We start from the raw sequence: 18,629 nt of genomic DNA on the forward strand, positions 1-18,629 counted from the left end.
GCGTCGCCACGTCCGAATACCGGACATTTTGACGTTCGGGTCCTATGTGGACATCACTGTTCCGGGGAGTCCGGCGATCACGGCGCGGTACCCTGCTGGTTCGGCATCTCGTTCCGGCGCGTTTCGCAGTTTTCGACCGGGCAGCTGGGGGTTACCTGGGGTGGACTTCTTCATCAGCCACGCGGGCCGGGACCGGGCGTGGGCGGAGTGGGTGGCCTGGCACCTGGTCGATGCCGGCTACACCGTCGAGCTCGACACCTGGGACTGGGCCGCCGGGGACAACTTCGTCACGAAGATGGCTGCCGCGCTCGACGGCGCCGAACGCGTCGTGGCTCTGTTCTCGCCCGCCTACTTCGAACCGCAGCGCTACACGACCGACGAGTGGGCCAGCGCCTTCGTGCACGACGAGCAGCAGCGCCCCAGGCTGTTGCCGCTGGTGGTGGAGGAATGCGAGCCGCCGCAGCTGCTGCGCCCGCTGATCGCGCAGAAGCTCTTCGGGCTGGACGAGGACCAGGCCCGCAAGGCGTTGCTGGACGCGGCTCGCGGGCCGCAGCGCCCGGACGGGCGGCCGGAGTTCCCGCCCAGCGCGCAGGCCCGCGGCCAGGAGGCCGGGTCCAGGCCGCGCGTTCCGGGGCGCCCGCCGGCGGTGTGGAACGTGCCCGGGCGGAACTCGGACTTCACCGGCCGGGACGGCGTGCTGGTGCCGCTGCGGGAGCGGTTGCTCTCCGGCAAGAACACGCAGGTCCTGCACGGGATCGGCGGCGTCGGCAAGACGCAGCTGGCGATCGAGTACGCGCACGGCTTCGCCGCCGGGTACGACCTGGTGTGGTGGATCGACTCCGAGCGGACCGGCCTGATCAGCGAGCAGTTCGCGGCGCTGGCCGTCGCGGCGGGCCTGGTCGGCACGAACACCGACCACACCGCGGCGGAACTCGCGGTGCGCAAGTACTTCCGGGAGAACTCCCGCTGGTTGCTCGTCTTCGACAACGCCGAGGACCCGGACGCCGTGCGGCCCTGGCTTTCCGGGGCCGCTGGGCACGTGCTGATCACCTCGCGGAACCCGGCCTGGAACGAGATCGGGACGCGCACCGAGGTGCAGGAGTTCCAGCGGCAGGAGTCGATCGCGCTGCTGCGCTCCCGGCAGCCCGGCCTCGTGGACGCCGAAGCCGACCGGCTCGCCGACGAGCTCGGCGACCTGCCACTCGCGTTGGCGCAGGCAGGCGGCACTCTCGCTGAAACCGGCCTGTCGGTGCCGGAGTACCTCCGGCTGCTGGCGAGCCGCACGAACGACGTGCTCAACGAGAAGCCGCCTAGCTCCTACCCGACCTCGCTGGCGGCTGCGGTGCGCGTGTCGATGGAGCGGCTGGCGGCGGACGAACCTGCTGCGGTCGCGCTGCTCCAGGTGTGCGCGATGTTCGCGCCGGAGCCGATCCCGACCGACTGGCTGAGTAAACCCGAGGAGCTGCCGGACGAGCTGGCGGAGGTCGCCGGGGATCCGCTCGCGTTCGGCAAGCTGGTCGCGAGGATCGGCCGCATTGGGCTGGCCCGCGTCGGCAACGCGACCATCCGCCTGCACCGCCTGGTGCGGTCGGTGATCCGAGACCAGCTGTCGGACGAGCGGCGAGATGAGTTGCACACCAGTGCAGAAGCCTTGCTCGCGAACGTCGACCCGGGCAGCGCGGATGATCCGGCGGCGTGGCCGGAGTGGGCACGGCTGCTGCCGCACCTGGTTGAGGCGGATCCGGCGACCACCGATAACGAACGGCTGCGTTCCCTGGCCTGCGACGCCGCCCTGTACCTGTTGCGGCGCGGGGACATCGCGTCGGCCATGCCATTCGTGCGCCGCCTCTACGAGCATTGGCGCGATCGCATCGGCCCGGATGACATGCACACGCTGACCGCTGCGAACGAGGTCGCCCACAGCCACTACCTGCTCGGGGAATACCACAAGGCACATGCGCTGATCGAGGACACGTTGCCCAGGTGGCAGGAGAATTTCGGGGACCACGTCGGAACGCTGCGCTCAATGAACGATTTTAGTGTGATCCTCGACGAACTGGGCGATTATGCGTTGGCTTGCGAAGTGCAAGAGGCCGTGTGGGTGAAGCGTCGTCGGGTGCTGGGCGAGGATGACCCGGAAACTGTATACGCGATGATGAACTTGGCAGCCGTCCTGGTCCGAATCGGTGCGGCATCACGCGCGCGTGAACTGCAGGAGGTGGCATGGGAGAAGTTGCGGCACGTAGTCGGTGATGACCATCCCTATACCTTGCGGGCGATGACCAACTTGGCGGCGATTCTGACTGAGGACGGTGAGGTTCTGCGCGCTCGCGAGCTCTGCGAACAAGCTTGGGAGAAGCGCCGGGAGATGCTCGGTGAAGAGCACCCGGACGTCTTGAATTCGATATCCAGCTCTGCGTTCGTGTACGAGCAGCTCGGTGAGCACGAAAAGGCTTTCCATCTGAGGCAGGAGGCGCGGCAGAGGTATCGCCAAGCGTTGGGTGAGAACCATCCTTACGCACTGAGCGCTGCGGCGAACTTCGGCATTGCCCTGATCAAAATGAATCGAGCGCCGCAGGCCCGGCTGTTGTTGGCCGATGTGCATGAGCGGCAACGGGCGATTCTCGGCGCTGATCATCCAAACGTTCTGTGGACCTACTCTTCGCTGGCGGGCGCCCTCTTCAGGGTGGGAAAGGTTGCTCGGGCTCGGCACGTGGCCGATAGCGTCATGGCCGGATACCGACGCAGATACGACGAGGATTCGTACCAGGTACGTCGGGCCGAGGAGCGGCTGGAAGCCATTCTCCGGACTAAACCCCGCCCCTCGAAGCGGCGCTGACCCTCACGATCAGTGCGGCGCCAGTGCTCCCGCCACCCACAGCACGCCGAGGACGGACAGGACGAGCGTGAAACCTCCTGCGTAGTGGCGGAATCGCGCTCGCCACGGCATCTGGCGGAGCACGATCATCACCGCCACCAGGGCCGTCAGGCCGACCGGCAGCAGCGCCCGCGCCGCGCGGTCGAACGACGTCAACGGCAGGTACGTCTGGGCTCCGTAGAACGACAGGATCAGCGCCGGTAGCCCCAGCCCCGCAGCCGCCGCGGCCGCGAACAGGTTGAAGTTCTGCTGCGCTTCGGCGTCCTGCGCCACCGAGATCGTCGACATGCTGTCCTGCAACGAGTGCAGGCGCGCGGTTTCCTCCTCCAGCAGGCTGCTCATCGAACGGCAGTGCCGGATCGCGTTGTAGTGCATCCGGTCCGGGACCGGGGTTTCCGGGCCCGGCGGCTCGGTGGTCCCGCCGTGCTGGGGCGCCGATTCGTCGCGTCGCCAGAGGTCGTCGCGGATCGCCGCGCGCGCTTCGTCCCGGGCGCGGTTGAACGCGATCGACAGCTCGATGACCTCCGCCAGGAGCCGCCGCATCGGCTCCTGCTTGCGGTTGGCCAGCTGGTCGGCGAGTCGCCGTTCCAGCTCGTAGCGCAGCGCGCGGACCTTCGTGACCTCGTTGTGCGAGGACTCGGCCACCGCCTTGGCGAGGATGGCGGCCACGTCCCGCGCGTCGCCGTGCACCGGATGCGCAGGCTCGGCCAGCGAAGCGCCCAACGCGTCGTCCAGCTGCGACCGCACGTCCTGCACCTGCGTCCAGCGGTCGCGCTCCGACCACAGCGCCGTCACCAGGATCGTGACCGACGGCGCCGCGTCCGGCCGCACCGCGATGCGCACCCGGCCCGTGATCAGCTTGCGCGATCCGCGTTCGCCGATGAGTCGCAGCAGGGGAGCGGCGCGGTAGGCGGCCGTGTCCGCCTGGCGGAAGGCGTCTTCTTCGTTCGGGAAGCCGTGCTCTTCGGCGTGCTCGTAGCGGACTTTCGCCGACACGCCCAACTCCGACGCGCTCGCATCGCCCGTGAACAGGCGTAATTCCGCCTCCTGAGCACTCATGATCACATCCTAAGCGGCGCCTGCCCGCCGGTGTGGGGGACGGGCGACCCGGACGAGTCGGGAGCGAGCGGACCGCGGTTCGAGGCCGGATGATGGCCCGCGGGAGTCCGGACTGGGAGGCACCACATGTTCGACATCACCAGGCAGGTCACCTCCGTGCAGCGCGTGGTCAGCCAGCACTCGGTCGTCGGTGGCGCGCAGGTCAGCGTGCTGCTGCGCCGCAACTACGCCGCCCCGATCGAGGAACTCTGGCGCGCCCTCACCGAACCGGACCGGCTGCGACGCTGGTTCCTGCCGATCACCGGCGAACTCCGGGAAGGCGGCCGCTACCAGTTCGAGGGAAACGCCGGCGGCCAGATCCTGCGCTGCGCGGCACCGCGCCTGGTGAAGATCACGTTCGGCGACGGCGTTCTGGAGCTGCGGCTCGCCGAGACTGACGACGGCACCGGGCTCGAGATGATGCATTCGGTCCCGATGGAGCCGATCAGCAGCGGCGCGGGCGCGCTGTTCGTCGGACCGGGTTGGGACGTCGACCTGCTCGGCCTGGACCGGTACCTCCGGGGTGAGTACGTGCCGGGGTGGGAGAACTCCGCTGCGGTGCAGGAATTCTCCCGGCAGGCCATCAAGGCGTGGGCCGCCGCGACCGCGGATTCCGGCACGGCCGACGGCGACCAGATCGCCGACGGGGTGGCCGCGGCGAGCGCCCGGTTCACGCCCGATCTGGACCAGACGACCGCCTGATCGCGACCGCCATCAGCGCGGCCGCGGCGCACAGCGCGGCGGCCCCGATCCAGACCGCGTCGTAGGAACCGAGCAGGTCCCGCGCCACGGCGCCGAAGTAGGCGATCAGCCCGGCGCCCACCTGGTGCGCTGCGCTCACCCAGCCGAAGACGATCGCTCCGCCCGCCCCGAAGACCTGGCGGCACAGGGCGATCGTCGGCGGAACGGTCGCGACGTCGAGCAGCCCGAACAGGACGGCGAAGCCGATCATGGCCGGCTGCACCGTCGGCCCGAACAGCGCGGGCAGCGCCAGCAGGGAGAGGCCGCGCAGCGCGTAGTAAGCGGCCAGGAGCAGTTGTGGGCTGAACCGGTCGGTGAGCCAGCCGGAACCGATCGTGCCGGCCACGTTCACCACGCCGATGACCGCGAGCAGCGAGGCCGCCATCGTGGTCGGCATGCCGTGGTCGTGCGCGGCGGGGGCGAAGTGGGTCCACATGATCCCGTTGGTGGACGCCCCGCAGATCGCGAAAGTGCCCGCCAGCAACCAGAACGGGCCGGTCCGCGCCGCGTCGAACAGCAGTCGCACCGCGCGCCGGGCCGCGCCCGGCACCGGCTCCGGCTTCGCCTCGAAAACCGTTGCGCCGTAGGGGCGCAGGCCGAGATCGGCGGGGTGGTCGCGCAGCACCGACCACGCCAGCGGCGCCGTGGCCAGCGCGATCAGCGCGAGGCCCACGGTCGCCGAGCGCCACGTGAAGTGGTCGATGACCCACGACATCACCGGCAGGAACGCGAACTGGCCGAAGACGCTGGCCGCGGTCAGCAGGCCGGTCACCAGGCCGCGCCGGGCCACGAACCAGCGGTGCGTCACGGTCGCGGCGAACGCCATCGCCAGCGCGCCGCAACCGACGCCGACGAGCAGCCCCCATCCCACGACCAGCTGCCAGGAATCGGAAACGACGGTGGTCAGCCCGGCGCCGGCGGCGATCAGCAGCAGCGCGGCAACGGCCACCCGGCGGATGCCGAAGCGGTCCATCAACGCCGCGGAGAACGGCGCGGTCAGCCCGTAGAGCGCCATGTTCACCGAGACCGCGACGCCGATGGCGGCGCGCGACCAGCCGAATTCGTGGTGCAGCGGGGTGATGAGCAGGCCGGCGGTGGTGGCGCAGGCGCCCGCGCCGACCACCACCAGCGCGGTCACCGCGGCGACCCACCACGCGCGGTGGATGCCCGTCCGGGTGGCTGTTTCGATCGTCATGCCCCGACCCTGCGCTGCCGCGCGCCGCGAAACGAGTGGCCTGATGGCCAACATGTGCAAGAATCGGGCCATGACCGGTCGAGTAGCGGTGCTGGTCCGCGACGGCGTGATGCCGATGGAGCTGGGCCTGGTGCACCAACTGTTCGGGCGGGCCCTCTCGCCCGCCGGAGAACCCCTGTACGAGGTCGTGACCTGCGCACTCGTCCCCGGGATGGTGCGTACCGACGCGGACTTCCCGATCCACGTCGCGCACGGCCCCGAAGCGCTGGCGGAGGCGGACACCGTGATCGTCCCGGCGACGCACGAGCTCGACGAGACCGAGACCGAAGGCCGGCTCAGCGCGGAGCTCGCGGCGGCGTTCGCGCTGATCCGGCCGGGTACCCGCATCGCATCGATCTGCACCGGGGTGTTCGTGCTGGCCGCGGCCGGGCTGCTCGACGGCCGCCGGGCGACGACGCACTGGCGGTCCTGCGACCAGTTCCGGCGGCTCTACCCGGCGGTCCGGCTGGACCCCGACGTCCTCTACACCGACGACGGCGACGTGCTGACCTCGGCGGGCGAGGCGTCCGGGATCGACCTGTGCCTGCACATGATCCGGTGCGACCACGGCGCGGCGGTCGCCAACGAGGTGGCGCGGGCGACGGTGGTGCCGCCGCACCGCGACGGCGGCCAGGCCCAGTACATCCGGCGGCCGATGCCCGAGCCGCAGTCCGCCTCGACCGCGCAGGCCCGGGCGTGGGCGCTGGAACACCTGGACCGGCCGCTGACGCTGCGCGAACTGGCCGCGCGGGAGTCGATGAGCGTGCGGACGTTCACCCGCCGCTTCCGCGACGAGGTCGGCGTCTCGCCGCTGCAGTGGCTCACCCAGCAGCGCATCGAGCGTGCCCGCCAGCTGCTGGAGGAGACCGATCTGTCCGTCGACCGGATCGCGGCGGACGCGGGCTTCGGCACCGCGGCCTCGCTCCGGCAGCACCTGCAGGCGACGCTCGGCGTCTCACCCAGCGCCTACCGCGGCACCTTCCGGGGAACCCTTGCCGCCGCCCTCCCGCCTGGTTGAGGATCTGATGGTCAGACCACCGGTCCACCTCGCGGGAGGAAGCATCATGACGAATCGGCTCGCCAACCTCTTCCGGCTCGACGGGCGCAAGGCGGTCGTCGTCGGCGGTGGCAGCGGCCTCGGCCGGTCCAGCGCGGTGGCGCTGGCCGAGTTCGGCGCGCAGGTGATCGTCGCGGACGTGGATCCGGACGGTGCCGAGGGGACCGTGGAGGCGATCAAGAGCCTCGGCCACGAGGCGAGCCGGCGCGAGCTCGACGTGCGCGACGGTGCGCAGATCCAGCAGCTCGCAGAGGCCGAGGCGGACGCCGAGGTGCTCGTCGTTACGCCCGGCATCAACGTCCGCAAGCGCCTGCTCGACACCGTCGACGAGGAGTTCGACCGCGTCGTGGACGTCAACTTGAAGGGCACCTACCGGCTGGTGCGGGACTTCGGCGCGCGGATGGCCGAGCGCGGCCGCGGCAGCATCATCACCTTCGCCAGCTTCCGCGCCGAGGTGGTCGAACCGGGCCAGGGCATCTACGCCGCGACCAAGGCGGGCGTCGTGCAGCTCTCCCGCGCGCTGGCCGCGGAGCTGGGGCCGAAGGGCGTGCGGGTCAACGCGATCGCGCCCGGCCCGTTCGAGACGCCGCTGACCGAGCAGATCAAGTCCGACCAGACCTGGTACGGCGCGTACGCGGAGAAGACCGCGCTGAAGCGGTGGGCCAACGCCGACGAGATCGCCGGAGCCGTGGTGTACCTGGCCTCGGACGCCGCGTCGTACGTCACGGGCAGCCTCCAGCTGGTGGAAGGCGGCTGGACGGCGATCGACGGCCGCTTCGAGCCCAACGTCTGATCCGCCGGGCTCGCCTTGCGTCGCGAAATGGCGATTTCGCGCGAAATCGCCATTCGCCACGCCTGGCCGGCGACGATTTCGCGCGAAATCGCCCCGATCGGCAACTCTCAGACCTTCTCGACCTCGGCGACCAGGCCGCCGGTGATCCGCACCAGCTCGTCGAACGACGTCGGGAACATCGCGTGCTTCGCGCCCGCGCCCGCCCACACCTCCGGGAAGTCGGCCAGCATCCGGTCCACCACGGTCCGGATCGGCCGCGGGTGCCCGACCGGGCCGACGCCGCCGACCGGCTGCCCGGTCACCTCCAGCACGAACTCCGGGGTCGCGCGGCGGATCTTGCGCACCCCGAGAAGCCGCGCGACGTGCTTGGTGTCCACCCGGTGCGCGCCGCTGGCGATGATCAGCAGCGGCGCGTCGTCGGCGGTGAAGATCAGGCTGTTCGCGATCGCGCCGAGCTCGCAACCCAGCCGCTCCGCGGCCGCCGCCGCGGTCGGCAGCTCCGCTTCGAACTCGACGACGGAACCCGCGGCGCCGAGATCGCGCAGGCAGGCGGTGAAGGTGTCGGTGGCATTGCTCATGCCGCGCAGAATTCCCCAGTCCGCCCGGCCGGAACAAGTTGTTTTGCCCGGACGGGTGCCGGCGCCGGCACCCGTCCGGGCCTCCGTCAGCCCACCAGCAGCGGGAGCTTGCTGACGCCGGTCATGTTGGGGCTGGGCAGGAACTCCGGGCCCTCGGCCGGATCGGTGCGCAGGTTCGGGAACCGGTCCAGCATGATGTTCAGCGCGACCCGGCCCTCCAGGCGGGCCAGCGGCGCGCCCAGGCAGAAGTGGATGCCGCGGCCGAAGCCGATCTGCGGGTTCGGGTCCCGGCGGACGTCGAAGGCGTCCGGGTCGGTGAACTGCCGGGGGTCGCGGTTGGCGGCCGCGATCCACAGCAGCAGCAGCTGGTCGGCCGGGATCACCGTGCCGCCGAGCTCGACCTCACGGTTGGTCGCCCGGGACACCGCTGCGAACGGGCTGAAGTAGCGCAGCGACTCCTCGATCGCGGAGGGCACCAGCGACCGGTCCGCCCGCACCGCCGCGAGCTGGTCGGGGTGTGCGTCCAGGCACAGCACGGTGTTGCCCAGCAGCATCGTCGTGGTGATGTGCCCGGCGATCAGCAACACCAGCCCGAAGTTGACCACCTCGGTGTCGGTGAGCTGGACGCCGTCCACCTCGGCCGCGACGAGCTTGCCCAGGAGGTCCTCGCGGGGCGCGCGCCGCCGCTCCTGCACGTGCCCGAGCAGGTACTCGGACAGCTGCTCGACCTGCTCCATGGCCCTCGCCATGTACTCCTCCTGCTCCTTCGAGCGCTCCTTGAGGGAGAACTTGTTGGAGCTGGCGAGCATCGCGTCGACCCACTTCTTGAACAGGCCCCGGTCGCTGCTCGGCACGCCCAGCAGCTCCGCGATCACGGTGACCGGCAACGGGTAGGCCAGGTCCCGGACCAGCTCGGTCCGGTCGGACACGGCGTCGAGGAGCTCGTTGGTCAGCGCGGCGATCCGCGGCTCCAGGTCGGCGACGACCTTGGGCGTGAAGGCGTGGCTGACCAGCTTGCGGAGCTTGTGGTGCTCCGGCGGGTCCATCTGGACGAGGTTGCCCTCGTCGTTCCCGGCCAGCTCGGGCACCAGCCGCCGGGTGTCGGACGAGAAGGTTGCGGGGTCGCTGAGGGCTTGCAGGATTTCGGGGTATCCGTAGACGTTCCAGATCCCGGCCGCCGAATCATGTTCGACCGGCTGCTCCGGTCGGACGCCGCGCAGCCAGAACTGCGCTTCGTTGATCCCCCAGGTGTCGGCGAGGGTCGTCATGTGTTGCCCCTTCCTGATGGACGAGCGCCGCCGGTCAGGCGCGCTCGCTGGTTATCCCGGAGATGTAGATCCACTTCCGGTAGTTCGCGGTGATCTCGTCGAAGAGCGCACTGATCTCGGCCGCCGCCGCGGTCAGCGAGGAGCGGTCGGGTGCGTCGTCGGGTTCGAAGGCGCGGTGGATGGTCTGCGCCAGCGCCTCCGCCTTGGCCCGGTCGTCCAGTGCCGCCAGGTCCGGGTTGATGTTGTCCAGCAGGAAGAACCCGGTGATCGTGGCGTACAGCGAGAAGACGAGGTGCGGCACGTCGTCGCGGACCAGGCCGTACTTGGTGATCAGCTCGACGTAGCGGTCGGTGAACTCCTGGCCGCGGCTCTGCGCATCGCTCTGCTTGAGGTTGCCGAGCAGTTCCGCGTCCTGGGTGACCAGCGCTCGCATCAGCGGTCTGCGCTGGGTGGCCAGGAACGAGGTCTGCATGAACCGGTGCGGCCGGACCTCTTCGGGATCGCGGCGCACCCGGTCGATGAGCTCGGCCGTCAGGTCTGCGGATTCGCGCAGGAACAGCGACTCGAACAGCCGCTCCTTGGTGCGCCAGTGCAGGTAGACGGTGCCCTTGCCGATGCCGGCCTGCCTGGCGATGTCCTCGATGGTCACCTTCCGGTAGCCCAGCCGAATCATCAGTTCCCCGGCCGCGTCGAGGATGCGGTCGGCACGTTCGGTGGGCTGCGTCATGGGACTTCTCCTGCCTTCGATCTCGATCTGTTGACCAGATTTGAAATCTGGTCAACCAGTCATGGGTCACCATAGACCTCGCGGGGAAGATCGGGCAATGGCTCCCGGGGCTGCTTTGACGCGGTCTTGACGCATCACCCGGAAGCACCAACCCGCGCCTCCGCCGGGCGAACTCCGGCGCGCGCCGGAGCCGGGGTGGCTTTAGGTTCGGCGGGCAGCGCGCAGCCGAAAGGGCTTTTCCAGCCGCCCCGAAGGGAGCACCATGGGATTCGGAGAGTTCAAGGACCACCTGCAAGATCTGGGCAAGGAGCACGGCGACAAGATCGAGCAGGGCTTGGACAAGGCGGCCGAAGCGGCGAAGGAGAAGTTCGGCCACGAGGACCAGATCGACAACGCCGTCGAGAAGGGCAAGGAGTTCCTCGGCGGCAACGATCAGGGCCCCGGCGAACAGCGCTAACGGAACATCGCCGCCCGACCCAAGCTGCAGAGCGGGAAGAGGTGAGGGCCATCCCGCTCGCAGTGGTCGGAGCGGATCATGGAGAGGCCGCCCAACGCACAGGGCGGCCTCTCTTCGTGCCCGGCCCCGGAAGATCCGCCGGACCTGGGCGAACGGCCCGAAGTCGATCAGCAGTTTCAATTGAAACCGACGGGCAGTTGTCCACACCCCTCGGTATGTCGGGCCACGACACGCCGGATGCTGTGGATGAGTCCCGCAATTTCAATGGAAATCAGAGCTCTGATTTCCATTGAAATTGCGGGCGCACGACGCCGGGAGCGCGACGGCCGGGGCCGCTCGCGCGCGTACCGACCTGGCCGAGATCACCGCCCCTTGCTTCGAGGCGTCACGTCGGGGCGCAGCTTCGAGGCGTCACACCGGGATCTCTACCTCGGCGGTTGTCTCCGTGAGGGCCACGACTCGGCTGCCGCGCTCGCCGAGCTCTCGCAGGCGCTCCAGGGCCGTGTCGTTGAGTTGGACCGTCGCTCGTACTCGCTCGTTGATCGCGAGTTCGTCGAGCGTTCGGCGCGCTTCGTGGCCCGCATCCACTGTGGACTTCAGGCCTCCGGTGGAGGCGAGGGAGCCGCGGGCCGCTCCGAGCCTGCCGAGGGCGTCGTCAACGGCGTCGAGCAGCGCGATCCGGTTGCCTTCCGTCATCGCCCGCACCAGCTCGGGTTCGCTGCCCGCCACCCGGGTGCCGTCGCGGAACGAGCCGGCCGCCAGCGACAGCGCCAGTGGTCCGCCGTCGGCTCCGACCGCCGCGAGCACCGCCGCGAACACGTGCGGCAGGTGCGAGATGCGCGCGACCGCGAAGTCGTGCGAGGCCGCCGACGTCGGCACCACCTGCGCGCCGCAGTCGAGCGCGAGCCGGGCAGCCTCGCGCCACGCTTCGAGCGTGGTGCCTTCCTCGATGGTCACCGCCCAGGCCGCCCCGGCGAACAGCTCGCCGGAACCCGCCGACCAGCCGGAACTCGACACCCCGGCCATCGGGTGGCCGCCGGCGTAGCGGCCGGCGGGCAGCAGGCTGCGGACCTCGGCGTCGACCGGCTCCTTGACGCTCACCACGTCGGTCAGCCAGGCGCCGGGAGCGTGCTCGGCGACCTGCCGCAGCACCGCGCGCACGGCGGTCAGCGGCGTCGCGACGACCACGAGCGCCTCCTCCTCGGCGGCGCGGCGCAGGGCCGGTTCGACGTCGAGGACCTCGAAACCCTCGGCCCGGGCGCCGGCGGCGTCGGCTTCCGAGGTCGTGGTGCCCCAGGCGGGGCGTCCGGCGGTTTTGGCGGCTCGCAGCACCGAGCCGCCGATGAGTCCCAGTCCGATCAGGCACACGGCACGCATCGGTCCATCCTGCCCGAACTCTCCGTCGGCCACGTACCCGGTTGAGCGTGAATCGGTGCCCGGAAGGTTACGAGCGCGCAATAGTGCTTTCGGGTGGCGTTAGTACGCTCTACGGTGTCCTCATGACGGTGCAGGAGCCGGTCGCTGGCTTCGCCGTCGCCGTGGTGCGGGAGGACGGGCGGTGGCGGTGCAGCACGATGGACCAAACGGTGCTGACCGGCCTCGACGCCTCGATCACGGCGTTGCGCGAGCTGCGCTCCACCGGCGCGGTGTTCGGTATGTGCAATGTGGACGACGAGTTCTTCGTGCTGATCAGGCCGGTGCCCGGCGGCGTTGATCTGCTGCTGTCGGACGCGGCCGCGGCGCTGGACTACGACATCGCGGCGGACGTCCTCGACCTGCTGCGCATCGATCCGCCCGATGAGGACGACGAAGAGGTCTGGCCGGAGGGCAACCTCGCGATCCTCTCCGATCTCGGGCTGCCCGAGGGCGAGTTGCTGGTGATCATCGAAGAGGTCGACCTCTACCCGGACGAGCAGCTGGAGATGATCGCCCAGCGCTGCGGCTTCGGGGACGACTTCGCGAAGGTGCTGGAGAAGCTGGAGCAGTGAGCACATCCGGTGTCCGCGCCGGCGACGCCGAGCTGGTGCGCGACGCGCTGCGGGTCGCCGCCGAAGCACCATCCACAGGGGACGTTCCGATCGGCGCGGTCGTGGTCGACCAGGCCGGTCGGGTCCTCGCGCGGGCGCACAACCAGCGCGAGGCGCTGCAGGACCCCACGGCGCACGCGGAGATCCTCGCGTTGCGCGCCGCTGCCGCCGTGCACGGCGATGGCTGGCGGCTGGAGGGCTGCACGCTGGCGGTCACCGTCGAGCCCTGCACGATGTGCGCGGGCGCATTGGTGCTGGCCAGGGTGGCCAGAGTGGTGTTCGGCGTGTGGGAGCCGCGGACCGGCGCGGTCGGCTCGCTGTGGGACGTGGTGCGTGATCGCCGGCTCAACCACCGGCCGGAGGTCGTCGGCGGGGTGCTGGCGGACGAGTGCGCCGCGGTGCTCGAGGAGTTCTTCGCCTCGCATCGCGATTAGCAGCCGAGAGTTACAGCTTTCGTCATATTCCACCGATTCGGGTGACCCCGTCTTCGCCGTGATCGTCATCGCGGGCTGTGACGATTGGTCGGTCCGCCTTCAACTAGGGCGGACTGATCGCGTTGCAGAGGGGTGACGTGGAGCCGAATGATGCAGTTCTGGCCACGCGCATCGCGAATGGGGACACCGGTGCCTTCGAGCTGGTCGTGCGCCGGTACTCCGACGGGATATTCGGGATGTCGCTGCGGATGCTCGGAGACCGGGCCGAGGCCGAGGACGTGGTGCAAGACGTGTTCATGACGGCGTGGCGACGAGCCGGTGAGCTCCTGGAGCCCGCCGCGCTGCGGACCTGGCTGTTCCAGATCGCGCGCCGACATTGCTTGATCGTGCTGCGCCGCCGGCGGATACGCCGCACCGAGCCGGTCGATGCGTTACCAGAACACCGAGCCGCCGTGGGAGCCGCCACGGTGATCGCCGACCCGCAGCGAGCCGCGGAAGCGGGAGCGGGCGTGCTGGCGCTGCGGCACGCGCTCGCGGGCCTGCCGACCAAGCAGCGCGATGTCTGGGTCCTCGCGGAGGTCGACGGCCTGTCCTACTGCGAGATCGGCCAGCGCGTCGGCGCTGGTGAGCAGGCCGTTCGCGGCCGGCTGTCGCGGGCCCGGGCCAGCCTCGCCGACAGGATGCGCGCCTGGCGGTGACCCCCTGTGCCGGGTCGGATCGGGGACCGGTAGCCTAGTCGGCGGTAGCGTGTCCGAGCGGCCGAAGGAGCACGCCTCGAAAGCGTGTGAGGTTAACAGCCTCCGTGGGTTCGAATCCCACCGCTACCGCTCGACGAAGGGCCGGTCCTGCGATCCGCGGGACCGGCCCTTCGCTTCGTCCAGGGGCGGCCACCTGCGGCACCGATGTCTGGACCTGCACGGGTGGCTGCCGCGGCGGGCGAGGAGGGCTCGGAGGTTCCGCGACGCCGTCGCGTTCACCAGGTGGCACTCCATCCGGTCGCCGGAGAACAGCACGCCTGGGCTGCCCAGGACCTGGGGCAATGGCTCGAACAGGAAGCGGGACGCACCGCCCCGTCCGTCTCGCCAGCAGGCTCGGCACCAGCGTCGACTATCACCGCAGACCTGCGGGGGTCGGCCGACGCGGCCCGGGCCGAGGTCGCGTTCGGACAGGCCGGGCACGTGCCGATCGTCGTGCCCGGGATCGCCGTCAGCTCGACCCGCTCCGGCAGCACCTGCACGCCGCTGGTCAGGTCGGGGAGGAGCTCGTGGTCGCCCCTTCTCGCGCTGCGGCGTTCGGCCGGTCGCGCGGGTTCCGCTCGGCTTTGTTCACGTGATCGTGTGTCGCGCGTCGCTTCGGGCGGGTAACTTCTCGTCGATCATGTCGCTTGGCGAGGGGAAGCCGAAGTGCGCGTCACGTCACTGCTTGCCGCCACCGGGGTGCTGCTGTCCATCGCGCCCGCGGCGACCGCGGTAGCGCAGCAGCAGGTCCGGATCCACGACATCCAAGGCACCACGCGGGTTTCGCCGCTGGCCGGCCGGCAGGTGACCGGGGTGCCGGGCGTGGTCACCGGGGTGCGCGGCTTCGGCCAGGCCCGCGGTTTCTGGTTCCAGGACACCGCGCCCGACGCGGACCCGCGCACCAGCGAGGGGCTGTTCGTGTTCACCGGCGACCAGACGCCGCAGGTGGCTGTCGGCGACGTGGTCGCGGTCGACGGGCGGGTCGTGGAGTACTACCCGGTGGCCTCGGGCGAGACGCCGGAGACCACGCCGAACCAGTCGGTCACCGAGCTCACCGGCGCGACCTGGCAGGTCACCGGCAAGGGGAGCGTCCCGTCCGAGGCGGTCGGGCCGGAGACGGTCCCGGCGGAGTTCGCGCCGCAGGACGCCAACATCGACAAGCTGGACCTGGAGCCGCAGCGCTTCGCGCTGGACTACTACGAGTCGCGCGAGGGCATGGTGCTGCGCGTGGACGACGCGCGCGTGGTCGGCCCGACCGACGCGTACCGCGCGCTGTGGATCACCAGCAAGCCAGAGCAGAACGCGAACGGCCGCGGCGGCACCACCTACACCGGCTACGACGATGCGAACGCGGGCCGGCTCAAGGTCGAGTCCCTGACGGACGCGCCGTTGCCCACCGCGAACGTCGGCGACCGGCTGCGCGGCGGCACCGAAGGACCGCTGGACTACAGCCGGTTCGGCGGTTACGTGCTGGAGGCCGCGCGGCTCGGCGAGCACGTGCCGGGCGGCCTGAACCCGGAGACGACGCGGCCGCAGGGCCGCGGCGAGCTCGCGGTCGCTACGTACAACGTCGAGAACCTCGCCGCGGGCAGCGATCCGGCCAAGTTCGCCCGGCTCGCCGAAGGCGTCGTCGACCGGCTCGCGGCGCCGGACATCGTTGCGCTGGAAGAAGTCCAGGACAACTCCGGGCCGACCGACGACGGCGTGGTGGCCGCGGAGGAGACGCTGCGGGAGTTCACCGACGCGATCGAGGCGGCGGGCGGACCGCGCTACCTGTGGCGGCAGATCGACCCGCAGAACAACGCCGACGGCGGCCAGCCCGGCGGCAACATCCGGGTCGCCTTCCTGTACAACCCGGCTCGGGTGTCCTTTGTGGACCGACCGGGTGGCGATGCGACGACGCCGGTGCACCCCGTGGAGAACGGCTCGCGGCTAGCGCTGAGCGCCTCGCCGGGGCGCATCGCCCCGGCCGACGAGGCGTGGCGGGACAGCCGGAAGCCGCTGGTGGGCGAGTTCCTGTTCCGCGGTGAGCAGGTGTTCGTGGTGGCCAACCACTTCGCCTCCAAGGGCGGCGACCAGCCGCTGCACGGCCGGTTCCAGCCGCCGGCGCGGGTCTCGGAGGAGCAGCGGGTGAAGCAGGCGCAGGCGGTGCGCGGCTTCGTCGACGAGGTGCGGGCCATCGACGACGAGGCCCGGATCGTGGTGCTCGGCGACCTCAACGACTACGGCTTCTCCCCGGCCCTGGCGCCGCTGACCGGGGCGCTGGTACCGCTGGCCGACTCGCTGCCGCCGGCCGAGCGCTACAGCTACGTCTACGAGGGCAACTCCCAGCAGCTGGACCACATCCTGGTGAGCCCGGCGATCACGGCGGAGTACGACGTGGTCCACATCAACGCGGAGTTCGCCGACCAGGCCAGCGACCACGACCCCCAGGTGGCCCGCCTGCGGTTCTGAGCTTCCGGTGCTCGTGAGCGTTTTGTGCTGCCATAGCGACACAAACCGCTCACGATCTGTTCTTTCTTCTTTGAAGCGGCGCAGCCGCTCAGCCCACCCTCGCAGCTTGCGCCGCCACCTGCACCGCCACGCAAAACGAGCCCGGAAATACGCTTTTCAAGGCCGGATGTTCTGGTTCAGGTGGAAGAGGTTGTCCGGGTCGTAGGCCTTCTTCACCTGGACCAGCCGGTCGTAGTTCCCCCGGTAGTTCGCCCTGATCCGGTCCTGGTCGTCGCCGGCCATGAAGTTGACGTACCCGCCCGCCTCGGAGTGCGGTGAAGTCGCGGCGTAGTAGTCGCGCACCCAGGCGATGTTGGCCGGGTTGTCGGCCGGATCGGGCCACATCCCGGCGATCACCGTCGCGAAGTTCGCGTCCCGGTAGGCGAATGCGGTGGCATCCGGCGCGACCCGGTGGCAGGCGCCGTTGATCGGGTAGATGTGCACGGTCGAGTTCACCACCGGCACCCGCGGGCCGTGCTCGACGTGCGCGGCGATCATCTCGTCGGTCAGCTCGACGACGAAGTTCGCCTTCCAGTAGTGCTGCAGCCCGGGCGGGACGAGCACGTCGAAAGCCCCGTTGAGCAGGGGATATGGCATCGGTCCGAGGTGCTCGGCGACGATCGGGGCGATGTCGCGCAGCGGCTGGACGACGGCCGGCCCGGCATCGACGTGCCCGGCCCAGCACGCGACGATCGCGATCAGCGTGTCGCCGTGCCGCTCCTCCGGGATGAAGGGCAGCGGCGGGGCGATCTGGAAGGCGGGGAACGCGCTGAGCTGCTCCGGAGCGGCGGCGATGATCTCGCGGTAGGCCCGCAGCACGTTCGTGATCTGGTCCAGCTCGAAGAAGATCAGGCCGCCGTAGATGTCGCGCACCGGGGCGAGCCGGTACTCGAACGACGTCACGACGCCGAAGTTGCCGCCCCCACCGCGCAGCGCCCAGAACAGGTCGGCGTGCCGCTGCTCGTCGGCCACGACCAGCTCGCCGCCGGCGGTGACGACGTCGGCGGAGATCAGGTTGTCGCAGGTCAAACCCTGACCCCGGGCGAGGTGCCCGATGCCGCCGCCGAGCGTGAGCCCACCGATGCCGGTGCTGGAGATGATGCCGCCGGTGGTGGCGAGCCCGAACGCATGAGTCGCGGCATCGACGTCGCCCCAGGTCGCGCCGCCTTCGGCCCGCACGGTCCGCGCACCCGGAACGACGCGCACGCCCCGCATCGGCGCCAGGTCGATCACGACCCCGTCGTCGCAGGTCCCGAACCCGGGCACGCTGTGCCCGCCGCCGCGCACGGCGAGGTCGAGCCCGTTCTCCCGCGCGTAGTCGACGGCGGCGACGACGTCCCCGGCGTTGCGGCACCGCACAACGACCTGCGGGCGGCGGTCGATCATGGCGTTGTACACGCGGCGGGCCTCGTCGAACCCGGGATCGTCCCGGTCGATCACGGCCCCGCGAACCAGCTCCTGCAACTGCGTGACGGTCATACCCACAACCGCAACGGTGCGGCGAACTGACGAGAACGGACAGGGACGTACGACCTGTGGAACGCGAAAGAGCCCTGGCCGCGAAATCCGCGGCCAGGGCTCTGACCAGCGGAGGATACGGGATTCGAACCCGTGAGGGCTATTAACCCAACACGATTTCCAATCGTGCGCCTTAGGCCGCTCGGCCAATCCTCCGTGCGGAAGCCTAGCAGGGCGCTGTCGATCACCTGGTGCCGGGTTTGGGCAGGCGTTGCGGGCTCGCGGACCGGTCCAGGACGCAGTGCCGGGTCGATGAGGACAGGCGTGGAACCGTCGCCGGTGCTCGCCCAGATCTCCAGCCGGTAGCCGGTGGCTTCGGCGGGCTCGCCCGCGTTGGCCAGGACCTTCCGCGCTTCCTCGTCATCGACCGGTCGGGGGCGATCGCCCTGGTACGGGCCGGGTTGGGGGCGCTTTGCGACTCGCCCGAACCGTCGGGGTACACTGTCCGTGGACCTCGTGCGGCGTCCATCCTGTGAACTCCCCCAGGGCCGGAAGGCAGCAAGGGTAAGCGGGCTCTGGCGGGTGCACGGGGTCCCCTTATTTTTCCCGGTCGGCCTCCGGATCAGGCCGCGTTCGGGTTGTCGGGCTC

16 protein-coding genes, 2 tRNA genes and 1 other RNA gene are annotated in these 18,629 nt (G+C 70.3%); 11 read left to right on the forward strand and 8 right to left on the reverse strand.

Annotated features, from left to right (window positions below):
* Positions 1–160: 160 nt before the first annotated feature.
* The gene (fxsT, locus tag ACWEV3_RS10445) at positions 161–2,839 is read left to right on the forward strand and encodes an FxSxx-COOH system tetratricopeptide repeat protein (RefSeq protein ID WP_452613579.1); all 2,679 of its coding nucleotides are present in this window, start codon (positions 161–163) and stop codon (positions 2,837–2,839) included.
* A gap of 9 nt (positions 2,840–2,848) precedes the next feature.
* On the opposite strand, the gene ACWEV3_RS10450 is transcribed toward fxsT, so the two are convergent.
* Positions 2,849–3,937: a hypothetical protein gene (locus tag ACWEV3_RS10450; protein WP_452613580.1), complete on the reverse strand. Its 1,089-nt coding sequence runs from the start codon at positions 3,935–3,937 to the stop codon at positions 2,849–2,851.
* A 126-nt stretch (positions 3,938–4,063) separates the two neighbouring features.
* On the opposite strand from ACWEV3_RS10450, the gene ACWEV3_RS10455 reads away from it, so the two are divergent.
* Entirely contained in the window at positions 4,064–4,678 is a 615-nt protein-coding gene (locus tag ACWEV3_RS10455) for an SRPBCC family protein (RefSeq protein ID WP_452613581.1), read from the forward strand.
* Here the strand turns inward: ACWEV3_RS10455 and ACWEV3_RS10460 are convergent.
* On the reverse strand, positions 4,647–5,912 hold the full coding sequence (locus tag ACWEV3_RS10460; protein WP_452613582.1) for an MFS transporter: 1,266 nt from the start codon (positions 5,910–5,912) through the stop codon (positions 4,647–4,649). The two genes, ACWEV3_RS10455 and ACWEV3_RS10460, sit on opposite strands and share 32 nt — an antisense overlap.
* Before the next feature lie 43 nt (positions 5,913–5,955).
* Here ACWEV3_RS10460 and ACWEV3_RS10465 point away from each other — a divergent pair, with 43 nt between their 5' ends.
* Together ACWEV3_RS10465 and ACWEV3_RS10470 are read left to right on the forward strand one after the other, a co-directional pair.
* Complete coding sequence (locus ACWEV3_RS10465; RefSeq protein ID WP_452613583.1) at positions 5,956–6,969, forward strand: GlxA family transcriptional regulator; 1,014 nt, start codon at positions 5,956–5,958, stop codon at positions 6,967–6,969.
* A 46-nt stretch (positions 6,970–7,015) separates the two neighbouring features.
* Complete coding sequence (locus ACWEV3_RS10470; RefSeq protein ID WP_452613584.1) at positions 7,016–7,801, forward strand: SDR family NAD(P)-dependent oxidoreductase; 786 nt, start codon at positions 7,016–7,018, stop codon at positions 7,799–7,801.
* A 107-nt stretch (positions 7,802–7,908) separates the two neighbouring features.
* On the opposite strand, the gene ACWEV3_RS10475 is transcribed toward ACWEV3_RS10470, so the two are convergent.
* From ACWEV3_RS10475 to ACWEV3_RS10485, 3 genes are all read right to left on the reverse strand, one after another.
* Positions 7,909–8,379 (reverse strand): YbaK/EbsC family protein, encoded by a 471-nt coding sequence (locus ACWEV3_RS10475; RefSeq protein ID WP_452613585.1) that lies wholly within the window; start codon positions 8,377–8,379, stop codon positions 7,909–7,911.
* A gap of 86 nt (positions 8,380–8,465) precedes the next feature.
* The gene (locus tag ACWEV3_RS10480) at positions 8,466–9,647 is read right to left on the reverse strand and encodes a cytochrome P450 (protein ID WP_452613586.1); all 1,182 of its coding nucleotides are present in this window, start codon (positions 9,645–9,647) and stop codon (positions 8,466–8,468) included.
* A gap of 34 nt (positions 9,648–9,681) precedes the next feature.
* Entirely contained in the window at positions 9,682–10,374 is a 693-nt protein-coding gene (locus ACWEV3_RS10485) for a TetR/AcrR family transcriptional regulator (protein WP_452613587.1), read from the reverse strand.
* Between the two features lie 262 nt (positions 10,375–10,636).
* On the opposite strand from ACWEV3_RS10485, the gene ACWEV3_RS10490 reads away from it, so the two are divergent.
* The gene (locus ACWEV3_RS10490; RefSeq protein ID WP_452613588.1) at positions 10,637–10,831 is read left to right on the forward strand and encodes an antitoxin; all 195 of its coding nucleotides are present in this window, start codon (positions 10,637–10,639) and stop codon (positions 10,829–10,831) included.
* Between the two features lie 411 nt (positions 10,832–11,242).
* Here the strand turns inward: ACWEV3_RS10490 and ACWEV3_RS10495 are convergent, their stop codons facing one another.
* Positions 11,243–12,208: a prephenate dehydrogenase gene (locus ACWEV3_RS10495; protein ID WP_452613589.1), complete on the reverse strand. Its 966-nt coding sequence runs from the start codon at positions 12,206–12,208 to the stop codon at positions 11,243–11,245.
* A 122-nt stretch (positions 12,209–12,330) separates the two neighbouring features.
* Here ACWEV3_RS10495 and ACWEV3_RS10500 point away from each other — a divergent pair, with 122 nt between their 5' ends.
* From ACWEV3_RS10500 to ACWEV3_RS10520, 5 genes are all read left to right on the forward strand, one after another.
* Positions 12,331–12,819 carry a tRNA adenosine deaminase-associated protein gene (locus ACWEV3_RS10500; protein WP_452613590.1) on the forward strand — a complete coding sequence of 163 codons (489 nt, stop codon included), beginning with the start codon at positions 12,331–12,333 and terminating at the stop codon, positions 12,817–12,819.
* Positions 12,816–13,292: a nucleoside deaminase gene (locus tag ACWEV3_RS10505; protein ID WP_452613591.1), complete on the forward strand. Its 477-nt coding sequence runs from the start codon at positions 12,816–12,818 to the stop codon at positions 13,290–13,292. The genes ACWEV3_RS10500 and ACWEV3_RS10505 overlap by 4 nt, the downstream gene beginning before the upstream one ends.
* Before the next feature lie 137 nt (positions 13,293–13,429).
* Positions 13,430–13,990, forward strand: coding sequence for an RNA polymerase sigma factor (locus tag ACWEV3_RS10510; RefSeq protein ID WP_452613592.1), 561 nt, complete (start codon positions 13,430–13,432; stop codon positions 13,988–13,990).
* 43 nt (positions 13,991–14,033) lie between these two features.
* A tRNA-Ser gene (locus tag ACWEV3_RS10515) sits at positions 14,034–14,119 on the forward strand.
* A gap of 576 nt (positions 14,120–14,695) precedes the next feature.
* Positions 14,696–16,483, forward strand: a complete 1,788-nt coding sequence (locus ACWEV3_RS10520; protein WP_452613593.1) for an endonuclease/exonuclease/phosphatase family protein — start codon at positions 14,696–14,698, stop codon at positions 16,481–16,483.
* Positions 16,484–16,639: 156 nt separating this feature from the next.
* Here ACWEV3_RS10520 and ACWEV3_RS10525 read toward each other — a convergent pair whose 3' ends face one another.
* Positions 16,640–18,001, reverse strand: coding sequence for an FAD-binding oxidoreductase (locus ACWEV3_RS10525; protein WP_452613594.1), 1,362 nt, complete (start codon positions 17,999–18,001; stop codon positions 16,640–16,642).
* A gap of 109 nt (positions 18,002–18,110) precedes the next feature.
* Positions 18,111–18,196, reverse strand: a tRNA-Ser gene (locus ACWEV3_RS10530).
* Positions 18,197–18,486: 290 nt separating this feature from the next.
* On the opposite strand from ACWEV3_RS10530, the gene ffs reads away from it, so the two are divergent.
* Positions 18,487–18,581: signal recognition particle sRNA small type (gene ffs / locus ACWEV3_RS10535), an RNA gene on the forward strand.
* Positions 18,582–18,629: the final 48 nt, after the last annotated feature.

The organism is Saccharopolyspora sp. NPDC003752, from assembly GCF_053605825.1.

Excerpts from the sequence above, each read along its gene's own strand:
- ACWEV3_RS10470 (WP_452613584.1), top strand. The coding sequence starts at position 7,016 with ATGACGAATCGGCTCGCCAACCTCTTCCGGCTCGACGGGCGCAAGGCG.
- ACWEV3_RS10465 (WP_452613583.1), top strand. The coding sequence starts at position 5,956 with ATGGCCAACATGTGCAAGAATCGGGCCATGACCGGTCGAGTAGCGGTG.
- ACWEV3_RS10485 (WP_452613587.1), bottom strand. The coding sequence starts at position 10,374 with ATGACGCAGCCCACCGAACGTGCCGACCGCATCCTCGACGCGGCCGGG.
- ACWEV3_RS10455 (WP_452613581.1), top strand. The coding sequence starts at position 4,064 with ATGTTCGACATCACCAGGCAGGTCACCTCCGTGCAGCGCGTGGTCAGC.
- ACWEV3_RS10480 (WP_452613586.1), bottom strand. The coding sequence starts at position 9,647 with ATGACGACCCTCGCCGACACCTGGGGGATCAACGAAGCGCAGTTCTGG.
- ACWEV3_RS10490 (WP_452613588.1), top strand. The coding sequence starts at position 10,637 with ATGGGATTCGGAGAGTTCAAGGACCACCTGCAAGATCTGGGCAAGGAG.
- ACWEV3_RS10460 (WP_452613582.1), bottom strand. The coding sequence starts at position 5,912 with ATGACGATCGAAACAGCCACCCGGACGGGCATCCACCGCGCGTGGTGG.
- ACWEV3_RS10500 (WP_452613590.1), top strand. The coding sequence starts at position 12,331 with ATGACGGTGCAGGAGCCGGTCGCTGGCTTCGCCGTCGCCGTGGTGCGG.
- ACWEV3_RS10525 (WP_452613594.1), bottom strand. The coding sequence starts at position 18,001 with ATGACCGTCACGCAGTTGCAGGAGCTGGTTCGCGGGGCCGTGATCGAC.
- ACWEV3_RS10475 (WP_452613585.1), bottom strand. The coding sequence starts at position 8,379 with ATGAGCAATGCCACCGACACCTTCACCGCCTGCCTGCGCGATCTCGGC.
- ACWEV3_RS10495 (WP_452613589.1), bottom strand. The coding sequence starts at position 12,208 with ATGCGTGCCGTGTGCCTGATCGGACTGGGACTCATCGGCGGCTCGGTG.
- ACWEV3_RS10450 (WP_452613580.1), bottom strand. The coding sequence starts at position 3,937 with ATGAGTGCTCAGGAGGCGGAATTACGCCTGTTCACGGGCGATGCGAGC.